Genomic DNA, 21,057 nt, shown 5'->3' with positions numbered 1-21,057 from the left:
CTTGCCTGTGACTCTGGTCACGGTACGTGTTCGCCGCAAAGCTGAGCGCATGGAACTGAAGAATTCACCGGATCCGGTGCCCTCCTGGATCCCCGCCGCAGGCCACGCCCTCCGTCACGTCGGCATCCACTTCGACGCCGTCCGCGCCGTCGGCCTGCTCGGTGAGGAAATCGCGTACGAGGTCATGCAGTTCACCGACTTCCACGCCGGGCCCATCGTCCGCTCCGGCATCGGCGAGCGCGGCATGTACTTCCTGCTCGCACCCGGCACCGCCGCCGGGCACCGGTGGCCCCCCGGCGTGGAGGCGATGAGCAGGAACGCGCGCGGGGACGCGTTCGTCGGGGTTCCGGCGCTGGACGGGGGGACCTGGCCGCTGGACTGGCGGTCGCGGCCCACCGCCCAGGATCCCTTCGTGGACGGTGGGTTGCTGCATGAGATGGCCTGGCTGCGGGCGGGGTGCGCTGTGAGGGAGTGAGCTAGGCCGGCTTCTCGTTCTCGGGTGGGTCAGAGCGCCGGCGCGTAGCGGACGATGGCGTCCTCGCAGGGCCCCTCGGCGTACACCTTCAGCGCTTCCAGCTCGCGGTCGTCCGCCGTGAGCTGCCAGCGGAGCTTGGTCGCCACCCATTCCCCCGCATACCGGCACTGGACCTCCGGGGACGGCGGCATCCAGTCCGCTGGGTCCTTGTCCGCCTTCTGGCGGTTGGTGCGCGACGTGACCGCGACCAGGGAGACGTCCGCCCCTGGTCGTTCGGTATCTAGGGGGCCAAGGGCTCCTGTGCAGCTCAGAAGCGTGATCGACAGCGCAGGCACGTAAGACACGGGGACGCTTCGGCCGAACCGTTCACAAGGCTTCGCTCGCCAGGGCGGATTCGTCAGCGTTTGACGCGGTTGCGGACGGCGAGGACGGCCAGGCCCAGCAGGACGGGTTCGGTCAGGCGTGAGGTCATCTCGATGTAGGTGCCGGCGGTGGTCAGATCCTGGCCGGAGGAGCGGAACACCACCGAGTTGAGAGTGACGTTCATGGCCTTTTCGAAGCGCTCGCCGGTGAAGCGGTCACCGGCGGGGTTCTGGGGGGCGTCCTTGTCGATCTCGAAGGTGACCTTGCCCCCGCCGGCCGGGACGGTGCCGGTCGCGGTCTGCTTCGGAGTGTTCTGGGCGAGGCCGAAGGCCATGAGCAGGGCGATGGTGAGGAGCATGGCGGCGCCGAGCCAGGCCAGGGCCCGGGAGGCGCGCAGGCCGTAGCCGGACAGTGCCCAGTACGCGGTCAGCAGCCCCCGTTCGCTGCGGGGGATGTCGTCGGCGTGGCGGCGCATCTCCATTTCCCCGTAGTAGAAGTCCGCGGCCCCCGGTTCATGCTTTCCGTCCTCGAACGCCTTGCGCAGCGCCCGGTACACCGGAGCCAGCTGCAACGGTCCTGTTCGCCCGGCGCCGAGAACCGCCACGTTCCAGCCCTGGACTGACCCTGGTTGGTTGGCGCGCCAGTGGTGTTCCTCGGCCAGGACGCGGCGCTCGGTGAACCGCACGGGCGGCCAGCGCCGCCAGTGCACGGAGGGCGGGGTGGTGGCGAAGGTGCAGGCGCCTTCCAGGCGCAGCTGGTCCAGGTGCACGGTGCCGGTGAACAGGCAGTCCGACAGGTCGACGTCTGCCAGGACCAGGTGGGCCGCGTCCACTCCGCGCAGTGTCGCCACTCTCACGCCCGGGCCGGGCGCGCCCGCGAGAGCGGTATCCGCCAGTTCTGAACCGTCGGCGAGGATGAACGGGTCCGGCTCGTCGGCGATCGTGAGGGGGTACTCGAACACCGCGTGGGCGAAGTCGACCGTTGCGTAGCGCAGACGTATCTCGGCCGTGGCCGACCAACGAGTCCGGCGACACTCCAGACGGCGCGCCGCAAACAACAGGTTCACCGGGCCACCAAACGCCGCACCGGACAGCACAATCCGCCCAGTACACACCAGCGGCCCGAAACGGTCGGCCTTCACGAAGGTCGCCGACGCGAACCAGACGTCGCCCTTGAAGGTCGCCGACTCGAACCAGGCCCTGCCCTCGAAGGTTGCCGACGTGAACCAGGCGTTGTCCCCGAAGGTCGCCGACGCGAACCAGACGTCGCCCTTGAAGGTCGCCGACTCGAACCAGGCCCTGCCCTCGAAGGCCGCCGACGTGAACCAGGCGTTGTCCCCGAAGGTCGTTGACTCGAACCAGGCGTCGCCCTTGAAGGTCGCCGTCTCGAACCCGGCCATGCCCTTGAAGGCCGCCGACTCGAACCAGGCCACGCCCGCGAACGTCGCCGACCGGAACGCGGCCTCGCCCTCGAACGTCGCAAACTCGAACCCAGCCATGCCCTCGAAGGCCGCCCACCCGAACCCGGCGTTGCCCTCGAAGATTGCCGCGTTGAAGAAGGCGTTGCCCAAGCGGGCTATTCCGGTTGCAGGGTCATGGAGGGCGTTGAGAAGGGCGCGGAGGAGCGAATCGGTGAAGGTGGTGCCCCGGTGGTCGATGCTGTCGCCGGGTGCCAGGGCCGTCAGGTAGGCGTCACGGTCGGTGTCCGTCAGGTGAGCGAGGCACGCGGTGTGCCCGGGAACGTGGATGCCGCGACAGCCCACGGGGTCGGCAGCAGGATCGGCACCGTGTGCGCAGTACGGCCAGGTTGGCGGCTCGGATGTACTCATGGCTCGGCAGCTCCACAGTGTCGTCGGGTATGCCCGCATGGACGCCCCGGGGACAGGTACGGTTCGGCTCGACGATTGATGCTCGCGTCGGCGCTGAAAGTCAGGGCAGCCCCACCAGGCCCCATCCCCGGTGAGCAGCCTCCGTGACCACTGCGCCCCATTCACGCAGCAGGGCAACGAAGTCCTCGAAGGTGTCCGGGCGGCCCGCCCAGCCCTCGCACTCGACCGCGAACGGGCCGCTCAACTTCTCCAGACACGGCTCCACCCGCTCCCAGGCCCGAGCCTTGCCCGCCACCGCCTCCGGCAGGCAGACCAGAAGGACATTCGGGTGCCAGCGGTCGGCGGCCGGCGGGAAGACTCCTCCGCCGACCGGTGCCGGAGTATTGGCCTGATCCCAGTCCCAGATCAGACCTCCGAGGAAGCTGTCCATCACCTCACGCACGGGCGCGCCGACGAGCGGCCGTATGTCAGCCCATGCGGTGCCCGCGCGGACATGCGGCATGTGGGCGCCGGTGGCGGTGAGGAAGCTGTATACGGCGCACCACGCCGGTGCTCCTCCAGGAGGCCAGAGCCAGCCATGGGCGCGCTCGGGCCCGCTGTCGTTCACGTCGCCGAACTCGCCCGGCCACGCCATGTCCTCAAGCCGTCCGATCCGGCTCTCGACAGGGAAGGCACTCAACTGACCCCAGTCCACCATGAACACCGTGAGGTCCATACCCATGGAGGCAGCATAGGAGGGGGTACACGGCACGTCGCGTACGGGCCGCTGACCGGCCAGTGCCGGGATGTCCGGCGTGTCGCCGGGCGCTCCGGCGGGCGGAGAGCGGAGCCCGTCCGGACGCCCTTCGCACGTCGCCCGGACGGGCCGACCACTGCGGGTCTACGGGAGCGGCTGGTCCGCAGAGGGGGGTTCCGGCGGACCAGCCGTTCCCGTAGGCGGGTGGGTCAGACCATCGGTGTGTAGCGGACGATGGCGTCCTCGCAGGGCCCCTCCGCGTACACCTTCAGCGATTCCAACTCGCGGTCGTCCGCCGTGAGCTGCCAGCGGAGCTTGGTCGCCACCCATTCCCCCGCATACCGGCACTGGACCTCCGGGGACGGCGGCATCCAGTCCGCCGGGTCCTTGTCCGCCTTCTGACGGTTGGTGCGTGACGTGACCGCGGCCAGGGAGACGTCCGACCCCTGGTCGTTCGCGTAGGCCTCCCGCTGCTCCGCGGTCCAGGCGGAGGCGCCGGAATCCCAGGCCTCGGCGGGCGCGACGAGGTGGGTGACGTCCAGGGATCCGGCGTCGGTGACCTCCTGGCCGTCGAAGTAGGACGTCCACCTGCCGCCGGTCAGCTTGCAACCAGACCCCACGGTCGGAGCGACGACCGCTTCGGCGAGAAGGACCTCGGCCCGGGTGTCGCACCCGTCCGTCGGGTCCTCACCCGCGTTCCAGTGCCGGAAGGACGAAGCGGTGTAGCCGGAGCGGTTCTCCTCGGTCACCTTGAGCAGGCCGACGGCGTCGGCCAGGGTCGTCACCTCCGCCACCGGAGCGGCCTGCGCTGCTGGAGTGGCGGGAGACGGGAGAAGAGGGGCGAGGGCGAGGGTGAGCGCGCCGATACCGCGCGCGAGGTTCTTGATCACCAGCGCGTTCTACCGGCCGCGTCCCGCCTTCGCGCAGCCTGCGTGTCCGCAATCACCCGCACGGGTCAGCGAGTTCACCGGAGGAACGCTTCCACAGCCCGTGCTTGGTGCTCCCCGGTCGCCTCGTCCCCGACACGCCCCCGCGCCGGGCCGGTGGTCGCTTCGCTCACCCTGAGAACGATCGATCCATGGTGGACGGCGCTGCCCTTACCTGCGTAGAGCGAGCGTTGATCGGGTTGCGGCGAGTACGGAGGCCAGGCCGAGAGTGGCGAGGAGCAGGCTCATCTGTCCCCAGGGAATGCTGAGCTGGAAGTCGGGGATCTGGGTGGCCAGGGCCACGGTCGGGACGATGGCGATGAAGAGCCCGAGGAGAGTGGCGGTTCCCAGGAGCACGGCGTACTGCCAGAGGATGATGTGGCGGCCCCAGGATGGCGGGATGCCGAGCGCGATGAGGCTGTCGATGTAGGTCTTGAGTGCTCGGGTCTGGCCGCGGAGCGCGGTGAGGACGGTGGCGAGTGCAAGCAGGGCCAAGGCCGCGGCGGAGACGTAGAGCGCGGTATCCGGGACCGGTGGTTCTGGCTCGACATAGATGTAGGCGGCGCGCGCGTCGATCGCGTGGTCCTGGAGGACCTGTTGCACGCGCTTGTCCTGGCCGTTCTCGACGTCGGCGACCATGATCGGGCCCCGCATGGCGATGGGGAGGTCAAGGCGGCGGGCGGTGTCGACGAGAAGGATTCCGTCCGTGCCGGCGCGCCAGCCCGTGCGTGCGAGTTCCAGTGGTTTGGAGGGCAGGGGAGGGGTTTCGGTGAGGATACGGTCGCCCTCAGCCACCACCAGTCGGGTCGGCTGTCCTTCGGGGGGCGGGGCGTTGTCCCGGTCCGCCCAGACCAGGAGGCCGCCGCGGTCGAGCAGCGCGCGCTGGTCGGCGGTAAGGGGGCGGCCGGTCAGGACGGGGACGTCGTCGGGTGAGTCGACGGCCAGGATGCCGCCGTCGTTGCCTTGGCGAGTTGTGCTGGGGACGGGGCCGGTTTCGTCCACGGACTCCTTCGAGAGGCGGTGGAGTTCCACCCGGGGAAGGCCTTCGAGAACTTGGCTCTCCTTGAGCACGGTGAGCATCCGCTCGGGTGGTGCGAAGGCGCTGCTGGCCCGGTGCGCCAGGAGTACCTGGCCGGGCAGGACGTCCGGTTGCACGGTGTTCTCGCTGCTGCGGATCAGAGTGTCGAGAAGGGCGAGCATGCCCAGGCTGGCGCCGATGATCACGGTAAGGACGGCGAGGGCGGCCTGCGCCCGCCGTCGGTCGGCCTGCAGTTGACGGCGGGCCAGCCTGCGGCGGGCGTCACGCTCCGTGAGCAGACGGGTCGCGAGTCCGAAGAACTCCGGCAACGTCAGCACCACCGCGGCCGTGATCAAGGCGATCAGGAACATGCCCTCGGACGGAGTGTCGAGGCGTGTCGCCGTGTAGACCACGCAGACGCACCAGACGCCCAGCGCGGCCAGCTGGCGGACATCGCGGACAACCGTCGCGGCACTCTTCTTGCGGAGGTTCTTCGCCCGCGGCTGGTGTGCCAGTGACGTGGTGGTGGGGTGAAGCTGCTCGCTGCGGGTCCGGCGGGCCAGGAGCAGCCCCGCGCCGGTCAGCACTCCGGTTGCCGCGACCAGAGCGATGAGCTGCGTAGCAGCGTCTGTGATTCCTTCGACATCTCCCACCGGCCGGTCTTGCAGGTACGCCAGGAGAGGTCGTAGGGCCCAGCCGGTGGCAACTCCGGCAGCGGCACCGGCGGTAGCTGCCGCCAGGCACCATGCCACACAGGCGAAGCTCACGGCCGCTACCGTGGTGGCGGGTCGCAACCCCAAGGAGACCATGGTCTCCGTGGTGCGCCGCAGGCGTCGGTCGACGAGCCCGAACATCAGCAGCACGGCGCTGGTGGGGACCAGAACGGCGGGGATGGCGTATCCGGCGGGGGACTTCTCGATCCAGTAATCGGCTGCTTTGGTCTCCATCTGTGCCCGAAGGGTCGGCGGGCCGGGCAGAAGCTCCGGTCCGCCCTCGGCCTCCTGTGAGTTGGAGCCATCGCTGTACGACGTGAGCGTCTTTGTCACCGCGTCCATGACGGCTTGTTCTGGCCCTCCGGTCCACAGCAGGTACGGCTGTGCGGCCAGGGAGGGGTAGCCCTCAGCGATTTTCGGGTCCAGACTGCTCCACGTGCCTGGCGCGGCGAGCAGGGCCGAGGTGTTTGCGTAGTGGTTGTCTGCGACGCCCACCACGCGCAGCCGAACGTCACCGAGCACGGTGAGCGTCTGACCGGCCGCGGCCTTGACGTCCCCTGGGTCGGTTACAACGATCTCGCCCGGCTGTTGCGGCCAGCGCCCGGCCGTCAACTCGTACACATATGGGTACGGGTTGGGCTTCCACTGCCCCTCCAGCAGGGTCACGTTCCGTGCAGGAGTGACGGCGAGCTGTACGTCGAGCGCGGTGAGGAAGGCGGCGGACTCGTTCGCACCGGCCTGCTGAGCGGCCCCCGCCATGGCCGGGGCCGGCGTCTTACTGCCGGGGGGAAGCGTCATCTCAGCGCTGGCGAGCGCGTCGAAGCGGCCCAAGTCGCGATCGGCCTCCTGAGCACCTGAGAGTGACAACGTCGACAACGCGATGAACATGGCCATCGTGAACAGGCCCGCCACGAACACCGTTGAAGAGGCACCGATCCATTGGCCCTGGCGCCGGCCCAGCCGCCATGCCAGCCGTGCCGCGAGCCGTGGCTGCGGCAGGACCGAATTGCCCTTGTCGGCCTGCTTCGGCTGCCGCGCCATCAGCGGTGTTCCAGGCGGCCGTCGACGACCTCATATACCGAGTCGGCGAACTCCCGGCAGCGGGTGTCATGGGAGCAGACCACTGCCAGCACCCCCTCGTCGCACAACTTCCGCAACAGTGTGAACATCTCCCTCGTAGCGGCCGAATCCAAGGCTCCTGTCGGCTCGTCCGCCAGGAGCACGGCGCGGTCACCGGCCAGCGCGCGGGCGATACCCACCCGCTGCCGCTGGCCGCCGGACAACTGACCGGGAAGTCGGTCCTCCAGCCCGGCCAGGCCCACGCGGGCCAATTGGGCGACAGCCTCTGCACGGGCAGCAGAGGACGTGTCCCCGCGCGCCTCCAGCGGCAGCGCAACGTTCTCGGCGGCGGTGAACTCATCCACCAACTGGTGGTGCTGGAAGACCACTCCGACGGCATCCAACCGCAGACGCGCGCGCTGTGCCTCATCCGCCGCACTGACGTCGACACCGGCGACCTGGATGTCACCGGTATCGGCGACATCCAGGCCGGCCAGCAGGTTCAGCAGGGTCGACTTCCCGGAGCCGCTCGCCCCGTATACGCAGACGAACTCGCCCGCGCCGGCGGCGAAGTTCACCTCCCGTGCGGCCCACACCGTTTCCACTGCCGATCGGTAGGCTTTACACAGGTCGCGAGTTTGTATCAGCGGTGCTCCGGCCATGTCGTCAGCGCTTCTGCTCTCTGAGCGGTTTAGCAGCCGTGCCTGGTTCGCCACGAGCTGACCTCGTCGCTGTTCAGCGGCGAGACGTCGTTGTCATTGGCTTCCGGAGCCAGGCCCTGTCTGTCGCCAGTGCCGTTGAAGGCGCCGGTCTCAGAACGACAGGTGGTCCTCACTCTTCGGTGAAGACCACTCCGGACGTCCAGCAGCCCGTCCGCCATGTTGCCGCCGACCGCGCCTACCGGATGGCGACCCGGTCCCCGGTCGACGAGCTCGCGCCGGCAGTCGTGTTGCCGTAGTACGTCCACCGCCACGTCCCCGCGCTGGTGGCCTTCACTGTGGTCTTGAGGGCTCCTGTCCTGCTCGACGTCGCCTTCTTGACCGTCTTGTACGAGGAGGAGCCCGCCGCCTTGAACTGGAGGCTCACCGAGCGGCCCCCGTACCCCTGGTACGTGTGGGTGTCCCAGTTCGCCCGGCTGACCTTTCCGGTCACGGTGAGCGTCTTCCCCTTCGCGACCGGCTCCGGCGAGGCGTTGACCGTGACACGGGTCGCCCGCTTCACCTGCAACGGGAGCTTCTCGTCGTCGATGTCCTCGGCGCCCTTGGGGAGGTACAGCTGCGCGGCCGTCTTCCAGGCGCCGGCGTCCTCGTTCCCGAAGTCGTAGTGCCTCGGGTCGATGGTCAGCCACTCCTCGAAGTCGCAGATCCCTTTCGCCTTGTTCACGACCACGCAGTCGTTGACGAGGATGGAATTCCACAGCGTCTCGCTGGAGCCGAGCTTGCCCCGGTAGGGGAACACCGTCGGGTAGGACTTGTGCTTGAGTTTGGTCGTCATCCGGAAGGTCACGTACAGCTCGACCTCCTTCTTGACCCCGATCACGATCGGCTTCCCGCCGTTCACCGTGACCCGGGAGAAGGCGACCCCGCCCTCCGCCGCCCCGGCCGGCACCGCCGCCACCCCGGTGAACACGGCCGCGGCCGCACCGGCCACCACCGCTCTCCGCGTTGCTCTCTTCACGCTCTTCACGTCGATCCCGTCCTCTCCCCAGCCGCCCGGGGCCGCGCGCGCAGGCGCGCCTGCCCGAGGTTTTCCTCGCGGCTGACCAGGAGACCAGGGAGGGGTGTGCGCGGTTGTGCGCGAGGCGGCAACGATTTGATCACCACGGCCCGGTAGTCACCTACTCGGGTACGCCATCGTGCCTCGTGGCCCCTGGGTCAGTTGGCCGACCGGAGGAGCGCGGCCAATTCTTCGAGGGATACCGATCCATCGGTTCCCTCGGTCTCGGTCTCGGTCTCGGCCTCTGCCTCGTCCGCGAGTCGGTTGAGCCATGCGTCCTCGTACCGCTCGGCGGCTTCGCGCAGGCGTCGGTATGCGTCGACGTCCACGATGACCGCTTCGCTCTTGCCTCGGCGGGTGATGATCGTGGGCGTCCCGTCACAGCGGGCGCGGTCGATGACGTCCGCGAGATGCTTGCGTACCTCTGCCATGCAGGCGGTCACGGGCTCGTTCATGAGATCAATGTGCCCGTTTTTGCGCGGTCGGCGCACGCCGCAGACGGAGCGTGACGTGGGGGGCACCTTCTGCGGTACGGTGATCGTGACATCACGCTCCGTGCGCTCAGGTTTGCGCAGCGCATAGGGCGGCCCCCGGGGGTGTTAGCGCACTTACCCGAGGGCCTTCACCACCAGTGGATCAGGAGTCCACCCGCGATGCTTTCGCATGTTATCCCGCCCCCTCGGGGCTATACGAAGGCCCCCAACTGCCTGGTGCGCCACCCGCGTCTCGGCAGTGACGCCAAGGTTCTGGTCCTCTACGTCCAGGGGCTGCCCGAAGAGCAGCGCGACAAGGCTCTGGGCGAGCACGCCCGCGCTCTCCGTATGACCGGTCGCGCCTATCAGAAGGCCAAGGCCGACCTCGTGACACACGGGTACGTGCATGAGAAGCGGGAGAGCCTCGACGGAGGGCGCTGGCGTACCGTCCAGGTGTTCAGCAACGAGCCGCTGACGGCTGACCAGGCTGCCCGTCTCCGCGCCGGTGTTCCCGCCGATGGGTACGGGGGCGTGGGCGCTTCCCCCGACCTGGACGTGTGGTCCGCTCCGAGTACGCACTCTCCGACGGTCGGTGAGCCGACCTGTCGGACGGCCGGTGGTCCATTACCCGCAGACGAAGAACAGGGCGAAGACTCTTCCCACCCACCCACCGAAGCGGTCGTGGAGGCGGAAAGCGAGTCGGCGGAGCTAGGCCACGAGGAGCAGGACCCGGGCCAGGACCCGGGCCAGGACCCGGGCCAGGACCCGGACCAGGGCCCGGACCAGGGCCCGGACCAGGACCCGGACCAGGACCCGGACCAGGACCCGGGCCAGGGCCCGGACCAAGACCCGGACCAAGACCCGGGCCCGGCTCAAGTCCTCCTCGCGGAACGCGTGTTGCTCTCGCTGCGGCACCAGACGCGTGAGCTCTCGCTCGGCGTGCGCGAGGCCCGCAAGCTCGGCGCGCTCGCCGCCGAGTGGCTGCGGCGGGGCGTCAGCGCCGGGGACCTGCGGCTGGCGCTGTGCAGCGCCCTGCCGGAGGACGGGGTGCGTTCGGCCTTCGGGTTCCTGGCGCACCGGCTGGTGGAGAAGCTGCCGCCGCACCCGGAGGCGACGGCGGAGCCCCCGCCCCCGGCGTCACCACTGCCCCCACCGCCACCGCCCCTGATCGCCTGCGACGGGCCCGGCGAGGAGCACATGTTCCGGCCGCACGCGTCATGGGTCACCACGTGCGGGCCCTGTCACCGCGAGCAGCAACGCGCCCACTGGGCCGACGCTTTGGCCCGTGCCGAAGCCGACCCCGAACCTCCGCGGCCGCCCTGGCGGGAGCTCGTCGCCGCCGAGGCCCGGGCGGGTGGGGGCGTCGAGGGGCCTCCCGGTTACGGGACCCGGGCCACGGCCACGTAGATACCGCTGAACTCCTGGGTGGGCGCGGGCGTGCCGTTGAACCACTCCGGGGCCTTCACCAGGCCGGGGGCGACGATCTCCAGGCCCTCGAAGAACCGCGAGAACTCCTCGCGGCTCCGCAGGGCCAGCTGGATGCCGCCCTTCTTGTACTCGTCCTCGCTCCGCTTCCCGAGCTGCTCGTTCGCGTCGGACGCGCCGTGGGACAGCACGACGTAACTGCCGGGTGCCAGGGCGCTCGTGAACGTACGGACGATGCCGAGCGGGTCCTCGACGTCGGGGAGGAGGTGGAGCAGGCCGAGGAGTGACAGGGCTATCGGGCGGTCGAAGTCCAGGGTCTCGCGGGCCGCGTCGAGGATGATCGCGGGCTCGCGGACGTCGGCGTGGACGTAGTCCGTCACGCCCTCCGGGCGGCTGACCAGCAGCGCTTCCGCGTGGCGCAGAACGATGGGGTCGTTGTCGCAGTAGACGACCCGGGCGGAGGGGCGGATCTCCTGGGCCGTCTGGTGCAGGTTCGGCTCGGTGGGGATGCCCGTCCCGATGTCCAGGAACTGCGTCACGCCCTCGCCCGCCAGCCAGGCCGTCGCGCGGTTCATGAAGGAGCGCTGCTGCCGGGCGCCGACCTTCGCCTCGACGGGCAGGAGCTCGGCCACCTGCTGGTCCACGGGATAGTTGTCCTTGCCGCCGAGCAGCGCGTCGTAGACCCGGGCCGAGTGCGGCTTGCTGGTGTCGATCGGGGGGTGGGGCGTCGCTGCTGTCATGCCGGACTCCTGATACACGTGGTGTGGACCAATCGGTCGACGCAGTGTGCCACAGCAATACCGGTGCGTCGGCGGGGTGTTCGGGTCTCGGTGCGCCCCTCGCGCCCGCCCTGCGGTTACGTCCGGCCGCACGCGGGTCCGTCCCCGCGGGCTTCCGCGTTGACCTCGTACGCCGTGCGCGCCGAAGATCGCTGGTGTGAACCCGCCTGCTGACGTGCCCCAGCCTCCGAACTCGTCTCCCTCGCCTCCTCCGTCTCCCTCGTCTCCCTCGTCTCCCTGGTCTCCTCCATCTCCTCCGTCTCCCTGGTCACCGCCGACGTCCTCCGCCGAACCGCCCCGCCCGCCCGACGCCACCTGGCAGGGCTGGGACCGGCCCCCGGAGTGGAGCCGTCCGCCGACCGGGCCGGTGCGTGCGCCCTCGGGCTCCCGCTACGACGAGCAGGGGCGCAACGGGCAGGGCGGACGGTTCGGCTGGCTGGGCGAACTGCTGGTCGCCCTCGTTCTGGTCGTGCTGGGCATGGTGGCGGTCGGTGTGGTCGGCGCGATCATCGCGGACGTGCTGGACGCGGGGCCCGCCTCGGCGGACAGCGAAGTCTTCTTCGAGGACCCGGTCGCCGAACTGGCCATCTCGCTCGTCGGCATCGCGGTCGGCATACCCATCGTCCTGTGGGTCGCCCGCCTCCTCGGTCGGCGGCCCGCCGGGACCGTGTCCTCCGTCGTCGGGCGGCTGCGCTGGGGCTGGCTCGGACGCTGCGCCGCCGTGGGCTTCCCGCTCATGGCCGTCCAGATCGGGCTGCTGATCGCCTGGACCTGGGACGCGGAACCGCTCACGGAGTCCGGTACGGGCTTCCCGGGCTGGCCCTACTTTCTGCTGAGCCTGGCCGTGGTGCTGGCGCTCGTCCCGTTCCAGGCCGCCGCCGAGGAGTACGTCTTCCGGGGCTGGCTGGTCCAGGTGATCGGCCGGGTCGTGCGCTCACCCTGGCCCGCGATCGTGCTGGCGTCCCTCCTGTTCGCCCTGGCCCACGGGTTCGGCGAACTCTCCGGCTTCCTCCTGCTGCTCTACTCGGCGCTGTGGTGGGGCTGGCTGGTGATCCGTACTGGCGGTCTCGAAGCGGTGATCGTCCTGCACGTCGCCAACAACGTACTGGCCTTCGGCCTGGCGGCGGGCTTCGGGGAACTCGACGACACCAGCACCGCCGCCGACGCCCCCTGGCAGGCCCTGGTCCTCGAACTCGTCTTCGCCCCGCTGTACTGCCTGACCGTGGCGAAGATCGCCGAGCGACGTGGCATCGAGCGGGTCAGCCCCTGACACCCGTCCTTCTCGCGCCCTGCCTCCTCAGGTCGCGCTCCTCAGGTCGCGCTCCTCAGGTCGCGCCCCTCAGGTCGCGTTCAGCGCCACCGTCGGGTGCAGGCGCGAGGCGCGGATCGCCGGGTAGAGACCCGCGACCACGCCGATCACCAGGGTCGCGGCCAGGCCGCCCGCCAGAGACCAGGGCGGGACCACCGCCGTCCACCCCTGCGCCCGCGCGAACCCGTACGTGGCCGCCGAGCCCAGCAACGCGCCCGCGACGCCGCCCAGCGAGGACAGGAGCAGCGACTCGGTCAGGAACTGGAGCCGGATCGCGTTGCGCGTCGCCCCCAGTGCGCGGCGCAGGCCGATCTCCTGGCGGCGCTCCAGCACGGAGATGACCATCGTGTTGGCGACGCCCACCCCGCCGACCAGGAGGGCCACCGCGCCGAGCCCGAGCATCAGGGCCGTCAGCCCCTTGTCGGCGGCGGCGCGGGCGGCCAGCGCGTCCGAGGGGCGCGAGACCCGGACACCGGCCTCGTTGCCGGGGCTGACCGTGCGGGCCAGCACCGCCCGTACGTCCTCGACCGAGGCGTCCGTGGAGCGCTCGAAGATCGTGGTGGGGTGGCCGTCGAAGCCGAAGTAGCGTGCTGCGGCGGGGAATCCGATCAGGGCCACCCGGTCCAGGGTCGGGACCAGCTCGACGGGTTCGAGGATCCCGACGACGGCCACCTGGATGTCGTTCAGCATGATCGTCTCGCCGGGGCGGGTGACACCGAGGCGGTCCGCCGCCACCGCGCCCAGGACGGCGGTGGGCAGGCGCTCGCCGGCCCGGGTCAGCCAGGTGCCCCGGGCCACCTCGCCGCCGAGCGTGGAGAGCAGGTCGGTCCGGGCCGCCTGGGCGGTGACCCCGGCCGTGCGCTCCTCGGGCACGAGGACGCTCCGCCGGATGCGGGCATCGACCTCGGCGGTGGCCGTGGCGTGTCGCACCGGGCCGATCCGCTCGACCATCGCCACCGCGTTCTTCGGCAGTTCGACCGTGCCCCCGAGAGGATCCTCGGCCGCCTCGGCGGTCAGGAGGTTGGTGCCGAGCCGGTCGAGCCGGGACATCAGGTCCGCCCGGCTCGACTCGGACAGGCCGACGACCGCGACCATCGTCGCGATGCCGATGGCGATCCCGAGCGCCGAGAGCACCACCCGGGCCCGGCGCGCCCGCAGCCCGACCGCGCCGACGCCCAGGACGTCCCGGAGGGAGAGGCGGGCGGGCCTGAGGTCATGGGTACGGGTCATGCGCCGGCCTCCGTACGGGGGGTGGGTGCGGTGGGGCGTGCGCCCGGCGTACGGGGGGTGGAGTGGTCGGCCGGTCCGCGTGAGGTCGAGTGGCCTGCCGGCCCACGTGCGGGGGAGCGTTCGTCCGCCACGATCTCGCCGTCCCTGAAACGGACCCGGCGCGGCAGCGAGGCCGCGATCCCGTGATCGTGGGTGATCACGCAGACCGTGGTGCCGGACGCGTTCAGCTCGTGCAGCAGCTCCATGACGATCTCGCCGGACGCGCTGTCCAGGGCCCCGGTGGGCTCGTCCGCCAGCAGAAGCCTGGGCTCTCCCACCAGGGCGCGGGCGATGGCCACGCGCTGCTTCTCGCCGCCGGACAGCTCGTTCGGGGTGTGCGAGGTCCGGTGGTCCAGGCGTACGCGGGCCAGCGCCTCGCGGGCCCGGTCGCGCCGCTCCCGGGAGGGGAGGCCGGTGTACAGCAGCCCGTCGGCGACGTTGTCCACCGCGTCGCGCCCGGCCGCCAGGTGGAAGTGCTGGAACACGAAGCCGATATGGCGGGCGCGCAGGGCGGAGAGGCGGGCGTCGGAGAGCGCGGACACGTCGTATCCGGCGACCCGGACCGTGCCCGAGGTGGGCCGGTCCAGGGTGCCCATGACGTTGAGCATCGTGGACTTGCCGGAGCCGGACGGGCCGACCACCGCGAGGAGTTCTCCCTCGTGGACCGTGAGGTTCACGGCGCGCAGGGCGTGGACGCCGCCGGGGTAGGACTTCGAGGCGTTCCGGAGTTCGACGACGGGGACGACGGGGACGACGGGGACGCCGGGGGCGATGGGGACGGCGGGGGCCACGGGGGCGGGACGGGCAGGGGAGGTCGGGCGGTTCTCGGGGGCGACGGGGACGGCAGGAGCAGGGGGGACCGGGTGGGTCTCGGAGGCCAAGGGGGCCGAAGGGGCCGAGGGAGCCGGGCAGGTCTCGGAGGCCGACGGGACCGAAGGGGCCGAGGGGGCCGGGCGGGCCAAGCGGACCGGGCGGGTCTCGGAGGCCGAGGAGCCCAAGGGGGCCGGGCGGTTGTCGGGGGCTCGGGAGGGCGGCTGGGTCATGGTTTCGCCACCCCCACCTTCATGCCCTCGCGCAGCTCCGCGCCGCTGACCTCGATCTGCCCGTCGGCCGTCATGCCCGTCTCCACCCGGACCATCGACGAGGTCGCGCCCCGGACGACCTGGAGTCCGTACCCTCCGTTCTCGCCGCGCAGCGCCACCACCGCCTCGACCGGCACCGCGAGGACCCCCTCGCGGGCCTCGCTGACGAACGTCACGCTCGCCGCCGCCTCGGCGTCCTCGCCGGCGGCCGCGCCGGGGCCACCGTCGAGGACGACCTCGACGGTGATGCCCTCCGGAGGCTCGTCCTCCGTACCGCCCTCCTCCGGGCGCACCGTCCCGGCGACCTTCCCGGGCACGGTCTTCCCGCTGGGCAGGGCCACCTCCACCTTCGTACCGCGTGCGGTGAGCGCGCCGTCGGCCTGGTCCAGGAGGGCCCGGACGACCGGCTCGGTGGAGGCGATCGTCAGGACGGGCCCGCCCGGGGCGACCTGGTCGGCCAGGGCCGCGTCGGCGGAGACCACCTTGACCCGGTCGGGCTGGAAGACGACGTCGCCCGGGCCGACCCTCCCGGTGGGCTCGCGGTTGAGGTGCTTCTGCCACCGTTTGACGGCGGCCTCGGTGTCCTCGCCGTACTCCGTGTCGACGTACAGCCCGGCCCCGTAGCCCAAGTCCCGCAAGTTTCGCTCCAGTTGGAGGACATCGCTGCCCCGGTCGCCCGCCTTCATCTCGCGGAACGCCGGGACCGGCCCGTAGAGGAGCGTGACCGGTTTGTCGTTCAGCTCATACAGGGCCTGCCCCCGCGTCACGGTCTTCCCCTCGACGGCCGCCACCGTGACCGTGCCCTCCACGGCGGCCTTGACGGCGCGGCGCTGGGCGAAGTCGATCCTGCCGTCGACGGTCCGGGAGAGGACGAGGTCGGTGCGGACGACGGCGGCCGTGGCGGGCGGGAGGCCGTCGCCGCCCCTGCCTGGGGTGCCCGCCCCGTCGCCGGAACCGAGGAACAGGACGCCCCCGGCGACGGCGGCGGTCACCGCGCCCAGCGCGAGGAGAGCGGTGGTGGAACGCTTCACTGCATGCCGTCCAGACCGTCGAGCAGCTTCGACTCGCACGCCGCCCGGGCCTCCTTGTACGCGGGCGACTCGGGGTCGTAGACCGGGGAGGCCGGGTTCGGGTCGCCGCCGGGCACCGTGTTGCCGCCGGACATCACCGGGTTGGTGAACCGGCTGATGCCGTTGTCCCGCATGCACTGGGCGTGCGCGAGCATCGACTCGTAGGACTTCTGCTGGTCGCGCTTGGGCTCGACCGCCATGGACGCCTGGAGCTCGTCCAGGCAGACGTGGTTCTTCCCGGCCTTGATGCCCTCGTTGCGGCCGGGCTGGGAGCCGATCTCGTTGATCTTCTCCCAGTCCAGGTAGCCGCTGAGCTTGGGGTCGGGGAAGTCCTTGTAGCCGCCCTTGGCGCGCATGCACTGGACGAACGCGACCTGGGCGTCGTAGTACGCGCTCTTGCCGGCCTGCTTCGCGCCCGGAGTGCCCGGAGTGCCCGGAGTGCTCGGAGTGCCCGGGCTGCTCGCGGCCTTGGACGGCTCGCTCTTCGGGGACGGTACGTCGGCGACGGCGTCGTGGCTCCGGGTCCCGGAGGTCCCGTCGTCGCCGCAGGCGACCGTGAGGGCGAGGACGGGCAGGGCCACGAAGGCGGCCAGGCGGAGCCCGGCGGTGGAGGTGGGGAAGCTCATGGGCCTCACGCTGGCCGCCGAGGATGACGGCCCGTCCATGGCCAGATGATGGAAACGTAACAATGCCTCCGACCTGCTCATCCGTCCTCGGGGGGAGGAGGCGGAGGCGGCCGGGGCGTGCGCATAATCGGCCCCATGCCGCATGTGCTGCTCATCGAGGACGACGCGTCCGTACGGGACGGGATGGAGCTCGTGCTGCGCCGGCACGGGTACGGCGTGGAGACCGCCGCCACCGGCGAACAGGCCCTCGCGCTGCTGGCGGGGGAGCGGGGCGCGCGGGTCGAACTGGCCGTGCTGGACCTGATGCTGCCCGGCATGGACGGCTTCGAGGTGTGCCGCCGCATCCGGGCCCGTACGGCGACGCTGCCCGTCATCATGCTGACCGCGCGCGGCGACGACCGGGACATCGTGACCGGGCTGGAGGCGGGGGCCGACGACTACGTGGTCAAGCCGGTCACCGCGCCCGTCCTGGAGGCCCGCATCCGGGCCGCCCTGCGCCGCGCGGAACCGTACCCCCGGCAGGGGCCCGCCGGGCGGGCCCCCGAAGCCGACCGCACCGATCACGCCGGTCTGGTGATCGACCGGGCCGGGCTGACCGTCACCAAGCACGGGGCGGCCGTTCCCCTCCCGCCCACCGAGCTGCGGGTCCTGCTGGAGCTGTCGGCCTCGCCCGGCCGGGTCCTCACCCGGGAGCAGCTCCTCGCCTCGGTGTGGGACCACACCTTCCTGGGCGACTCCCGGCTGGTGGACGCGGCGGTGGGCCGGCTGCGGGCCAAGATCGAGGACGTGCCGGCCAGACCCCGGTACGTACAGACCGTGCGGGGCTTCGGCTACCGCTTCGGGCCGCTGTGAGACGGCCCGTCGGCAGGGGCTCCGTCCGGCCCGACCCCCCGGGCTGCGCCCGGCCCGTCCCCCCGACGCCCTCCCACCCGGGCCTCCGGGGGTCCTCCCACCCGGGCCCACGGGGGTCCTCCCATCCGGGGCCCCAGGCGGGAGGACCCCCGGAGGCCCGGCGCTCGTACCGGCGCGCCGTCGGGCACGGCTCGCGGCGGTTCGTCGGCGGGCTGCGGGTCAGGCTCGTCGTCACCTTCGTCCTCGTCGCCCTCGTCAGCGCGGTGACCGCGACCGCCCTCGCCTACCGGGACGCCCGCACCGCCGTCCTCCAGCGCACCCAGAACACCGCCGTGAACGACGTCCGGGAGCGGGTCGCCTCCGTCGCCGCGGGCTTCGACCTGCCGCCCGACCAGAGGGCGTTGGCCCGGTTCGCGGCGGAGGTCTCCGAGGGCCTGGGCGCGCGCATCGTGGTCGCCCGCCACCAGGACCTGTCCGCCGTCTCCGACGCGTCCGCCGACACGGAGGGCCGGATCACCACCGAGCTGCGGGCCGCCGTCCGCTCGGGGGACGGGGCCCGGTTCCAGCGGGTCCAGTGGCGGGGCGATCCCTATCTGGTCGTCGGCACGCCCGTGACGTACGCCGACGGGGACCGGCGCACGTCGGGCCTGGAGGTCTTCGTGATCACCGACCTGCGGGCCGAGCGCGACGACACCGCCGCCCTGCTGGACTCCGTACGGACGGGGACCGTGCCCGTGGTGGTGCTGGCCGCGCTGCTGGCACTGCTGGCCGCCGGGACGGTCCTGCGGCCGGTACGGAAGCTGGGACGGGCCACCCGCGAACTCGCCGCCGGGGACCTCGGCAGCCGGGTCGCGGTCCGTGGCCACGACGAACTGGCCGGCCTGGCGCGGACGTTCAACGAGACCGCCGACGCTCTCCAGGCGTCCGACGCGGAGTTGCGGGTGCAGGAGGCGAAGGCGCGGCGGTTCGTGGCGGACGTGTCGCACGAACTGCGCACGCCCCTGGCGGCGATGACGATGGTGGCGACGGTCCTGGAGGAGGACGCCGACCAGCTGCCGCCGGACGCCGCCCACGCCGCCCGTACCGTCGGCGCGGAGACCGCCCGGCTGTCCCGGCTCGTCGAGGACCTGATGGAGATCTCCCGCTTCGACGCCGGGGCGGCCCGCCTCAACGCGGCCCCGACGGACCTCGCCGACACCGTACGGGCGTCGCTGGCGCTGCGCGGGTGGACGGACCGGGTGGCCGTCGAACTCCGCGAGGACGTAAGGGCCGTGGTCGACCGGCGGCGGATCGACGTGATCGTGGCGAACCTGGTGGGCAACGCGCTGCGGCACGGGGCGCCGCCGGTCACGGTCACCCTGGCCGCTCCCGGCGGCGACCGGGTGACGCTGGAGGTCGCCGACCACGGCCCGGGGCTGCCGCCGGAGGCCCGGGAGCGGGTCTTCGACCGGTTCTACAAGGCGGACGCGGCGCGCACGCGCCGCACGATCGATGACGGCGGCCGGGGTGGCGGCCCCGGGCAGCCCGAATCCCTCGGAGAAGGCGAAGCCATCGGGCAGGGCGAAGTCATCGGGCAGGGCGAAGTCATCGGGCAGGGCGAACTCTTCGGGCAGGGCAGCGGCCTCGGCATGGCCATCGCGCTGGAGAACGCGCGGCTGCACGGCGGGACCATCGAGGTCGGCCAAGGGCCGGAGGGCGGCGCGGTGTTCACGCTGCGGCTGCCCTTGCGGCGCGAGGAGGAGGACGAGTGAGGCGCTTGCGGGGAGCCGTGCCCTCGGCGCGGGGGGTCGTCCTCACCGTGCTGGGGGCCGTACTCGTCGGGTGCGGGGTCCAGCCGACCGGGGTGATAGAGGCGGGCGAGCCCGCGACCGGGCTGACGCGCGGGATGCGGCTGTACTACGCCTCCGACACCGGGCTGCGGGCCGTGCCCGTGCTGGACCGGGACATCAGCAGCCTCGACGCGGTGATGAAGCTGCTCGCCCAGGGGCCGACGGCCGCCGAGCGGCGCGAGGGGCTGACCACCCTGCTCCACGCCCCCAGCGGCTACAGCGTGACCGGGGACGGGCCCCGCGTCACCGTGGATCTGGAGGGCTCGTACTGGGCGGAAGCGCGGGAACAGGTGACGGGGCAGCTGGTCTGCACGATCGCCAGCTTCCAGTCCGTGCGCGAGGCCGGGGTCCGGGCGAACGACGTGGAGGTGACGATCCGCCCGGGCGAGGGGCCGGTGCTGGGGCCGCTGCGGTGCGCGGGGTATCTGGGCGGCTGAGGGGCGCGGCGGGCGGGCCCGGCCGTGAGGGCGGGTCGGGGTGCCGGGCAGTGAGGGCGGGGCGGGGTGCCCCGCCGTGAGGGCTGGGCCCGCTGCCAGGCCGTGGGGCGGGGCGCGGCGGGGTGCCAGGCCGTGGGGTCTGTGCCTGCTGCCCGGCCGTGGGAGTGGGGCCCGCTGCCCGGCCATGGGCGGGCAGCGGGCGGAGTGCCAGGCTGTGTGTGCGGGGCCCGCTGGCCGGCCGGGAGGAGCGGCAGGTCCGTCAGAACCGTACGGTCACCTGCGTCTGGACGTGGGCCCGCAGCACGCCCGCCATGTCCGTCGCGCAGTCGCTGATCAGCCACTGGATCTGGAGGCCGTCCATCAGCGCGATGAGCTGCTGCGCGGCGGCCGACGGGTCGACGTCCTCCCGGAGTTCGCCCGCCTCCCGGGCCTGGCGGTAGGCCAGCTCGGTGTTGGCGAGCGAGGTGCGGTAGCGGGCCTCGAAGTACGCGTGCGCCGGGTGGTCGGGGGAGGTGGCCTCCGCCGCGACCACCGAGAACAGCTCGACGATCCCGCGCCGCTTCGCGTTCAGCTCCGCGAGGTCGGTCAGCCGCCGCAGATGGTCGACGCCCCGGGTCACGCCCAGGGCCAGCCACGCGTCGTCCACGTCGTCGCGGTGCTGGAGCACGGCGAGGAGCAGGGCCTCCTTCGTCGGGAAGTGGTGGAGGAGGCCCGGGTGGGATATGCCGCAGCGGGTGGCGATCACCCGGAGCGACGCGCCCCGGTAGCCGGCCTCGCCGAACAGGGCCATCGCCTGGTCGAGGATCTCGGTCCGCTTGGCCCGGCCCTTGGCGTAGCCGCGCGGAGTCCCGGAGGTCACGCGCGATCACCCGCCGAACCCGCCAGGCCGGCCGGCCCTGGGGAACCCGCCGAACCCGCCAGGCCCGCCGTACCGCCCGAACCCGCCGAACCCGTGGAACACGCCGAACCCGCCGAACCCGCCGAACCTATGGAGCTCGCCGAACCCGCCAGGCCGGCCGGCCCCGGGGAACCCGCTGAACCTATGGAACCCGCTGAACCCGTACTCGCCGTC

19 protein-coding genes and 1 pseudogene are annotated in these 21,057 nt (G+C 71.9%); 6 read left to right on the top strand and 14 right to left on the bottom strand.

What is annotated here, in order from left to right; translation table 11 throughout:
* Window positions 1–49 precede the first annotated feature (49 nt).
* A complete protein-coding gene (locus tag D581_RS0118460; RefSeq protein WP_018958696.1) occupies window positions 50–475 on the top strand; it encodes a hypothetical protein in 426 nt (141 codons plus the stop codon).
* A 29-nt stretch (window positions 476–504) separates the two neighbouring features.
* Here D581_RS0118460 and D581_RS1000000140800 read toward each other — a convergent pair.
* The 8 genes and pseudogenes from D581_RS1000000140800 to D581_RS0118420 form a co-directional block, all read right to left on the bottom strand.
* Window positions 505–741, bottom strand: a pseudogene (locus D581_RS1000000140800) (HNH endonuclease); the annotation flags it as partial.
* A gap of 131 nt (window positions 742–872) precedes the next feature.
* Window positions 873–2,666: a pentapeptide repeat-containing protein gene (locus tag D581_RS0118450; protein WP_158688617.1), complete on the bottom strand. Its 1,794-nt coding sequence runs from the start codon at window positions 2,664–2,666 to the stop codon at window positions 873–875.
* 100 nt (window positions 2,667–2,766) lie between these two features.
* Window positions 2,767–3,387, bottom strand: a complete 621-nt coding sequence (locus tag D581_RS0118445; protein WP_026290650.1) for a hypothetical protein — start codon at window positions 3,385–3,387, stop codon at window positions 2,767–2,769.
* A gap of 224 nt (window positions 3,388–3,611) precedes the next feature.
* A complete protein-coding gene (locus D581_RS0118440) occupies window positions 3,612–4,295 on the bottom strand; it encodes an HNH endonuclease family protein (protein WP_032752817.1) in 684 nt (227 codons plus the stop codon).
* Between the two features lie 204 nt (window positions 4,296–4,499).
* A complete protein-coding gene (locus D581_RS0118435; RefSeq protein ID WP_018958691.1) occupies window positions 4,500–7,100 on the bottom strand; it encodes a hypothetical protein in 2,601 nt (866 codons plus the stop codon).
* Entirely contained in the window at window positions 7,100–7,834 is a 735-nt protein-coding gene (locus D581_RS0118430) for an ABC transporter ATP-binding protein (RefSeq protein WP_199787814.1), read from the bottom strand. The genes D581_RS0118435 and D581_RS0118430 overlap by 1 nt, the downstream gene beginning before the upstream one ends.
* 181 nt (window positions 7,835–8,015) lie before the next feature.
* On the bottom strand, window positions 8,016–8,804 hold the full coding sequence (locus D581_RS0118425; RefSeq protein ID WP_078625876.1) for a hypothetical protein: 789 nt from the start codon (window positions 8,802–8,804) through the stop codon (window positions 8,016–8,018).
* Between the two features lie 188 nt (window positions 8,805–8,992).
* Window positions 8,993–9,289, bottom strand: a complete 297-nt coding sequence (locus D581_RS0118420; RefSeq protein ID WP_018958688.1) for a type II toxin-antitoxin system prevent-host-death family antitoxin — start codon at window positions 9,287–9,289, stop codon at window positions 8,993–8,995.
* A gap of 198 nt (window positions 9,290–9,487) precedes the next feature.
* Here D581_RS0118420 and D581_RS1000000141665 point away from each other — a divergent pair, with 198 nt between their 5' ends.
* Window positions 9,488–10,714: a hypothetical protein gene (locus D581_RS1000000141665; RefSeq protein ID WP_018958687.1), complete on the top strand. Its 1,227-nt coding sequence runs from the start codon at window positions 9,488–9,490 to the stop codon at window positions 10,712–10,714.
* Here the strand turns inward: D581_RS1000000141665 and D581_RS0118410 are convergent.
* Window positions 10,687–11,472: an SAM-dependent methyltransferase gene (locus D581_RS0118410; protein WP_018958686.1), complete on the bottom strand. Its 786-nt coding sequence runs from the start codon at window positions 11,470–11,472 to the stop codon at window positions 10,687–10,689. The genes D581_RS1000000141665 and D581_RS0118410 overlap by 28 nt on opposite strands.
* 406 nt (window positions 11,473–11,878) lie before the next feature.
* On the opposite strand from D581_RS0118410, the gene D581_RS0118400 reads away from it, so the two are divergent.
* Window positions 11,879–12,781, top strand: a complete 903-nt coding sequence (locus tag D581_RS0118400) for a type II CAAX endopeptidase family protein (protein ID WP_018958684.1) — start codon at window positions 11,879–11,881, stop codon at window positions 12,779–12,781.
* 69 nt (window positions 12,782–12,850) lie between these two features.
* Here the strand turns inward: D581_RS0118400 and D581_RS0118395 are convergent, their stop codons facing one another.
* From D581_RS0118395 to D581_RS0118380, 4 genes are all read right to left on the bottom strand, one after another.
* On the bottom strand, window positions 12,851–14,050 hold the full coding sequence (locus tag D581_RS0118395; protein ID WP_018958683.1) for an ABC transporter permease: 1,200 nt from the start codon (window positions 14,048–14,050) through the stop codon (window positions 12,851–12,853).
* Window positions 14,047–14,880, bottom strand: coding sequence for an ABC transporter ATP-binding protein (locus tag D581_RS01000000137435; RefSeq protein ID WP_018958682.1), 834 nt, complete (start codon window positions 14,878–14,880; stop codon window positions 14,047–14,049). Before D581_RS01000000137435 ends, D581_RS0118395 begins: the two co-directional genes overlap by 4 nt.
* A 248-nt stretch (window positions 14,881–15,128) precedes the next feature.
* The gene (locus tag D581_RS0118385) at window positions 15,129–16,202 is read right to left on the bottom strand and encodes a peptidoglycan-binding protein (RefSeq protein ID WP_018958681.1); all 1,074 of its coding nucleotides are present in this window, start codon (window positions 16,200–16,202) and stop codon (window positions 15,129–15,131) included.
* Window positions 16,199–16,867 (bottom strand): hypothetical protein, encoded by a 669-nt coding sequence (locus tag D581_RS0118380; RefSeq protein WP_018958680.1) that lies wholly within the window; start codon window positions 16,865–16,867, stop codon window positions 16,199–16,201. The genes D581_RS0118385 and D581_RS0118380 overlap by 4 nt, the downstream gene beginning before the upstream one ends.
* Window positions 16,868–17,002: 135 nt before the next feature.
* Between D581_RS0118380 and D581_RS0118375 the strand changes: the two genes are divergently transcribed.
* The 3 genes from D581_RS0118375 (at window position 17,003) to D581_RS0118365 (ending at window position 19,985) form a co-directional block, all read left to right on the top strand.
* Window positions 17,003–17,719 carry a response regulator transcription factor gene (locus tag D581_RS0118375; protein ID WP_018958679.1) on the top strand — a complete coding sequence of 239 codons (717 nt, stop codon included), beginning with the start codon at window positions 17,003–17,005 and terminating at the stop codon, window positions 17,717–17,719.
* 212 nt (window positions 17,720–17,931) lie between these two features.
* A complete protein-coding gene (locus D581_RS0118370) occupies window positions 17,932–19,470 on the top strand; it encodes a sensor histidine kinase (RefSeq protein WP_051114607.1) in 1,539 nt (512 codons plus the stop codon).
* The gene (locus tag D581_RS0118365) at window positions 19,467–19,985 is read left to right on the top strand and encodes a GerMN domain-containing protein (RefSeq protein ID WP_486585849.1); all 519 of its coding nucleotides are present in this window, start codon (window positions 19,467–19,469) and stop codon (window positions 19,983–19,985) included. The genes D581_RS0118370 and D581_RS0118365 overlap by 4 nt, the downstream gene beginning before the upstream one ends.
* Window positions 19,986–20,244: 259 nt before the next feature.
* On the opposite strand, the gene D581_RS0118360 is transcribed toward D581_RS0118365, so the two are convergent.
* The gene (locus D581_RS0118360; RefSeq protein ID WP_018958676.1) at window positions 20,245–20,844 is read right to left on the bottom strand and encodes a TetR/AcrR family transcriptional regulator; all 600 of its coding nucleotides are present in this window, start codon (window positions 20,842–20,844) and stop codon (window positions 20,245–20,247) included.
* Between the last annotated feature and the right edge of the window lie 213 nt (window positions 20,845–21,057).

This window comes from Streptomyces sp. CNB091, assembly GCF_000377965.1.
The sequence above is the reverse complement of the archived record's forward strand: the minus strand, read 5'-3'. Positions and strand labels throughout refer to the sequence as shown.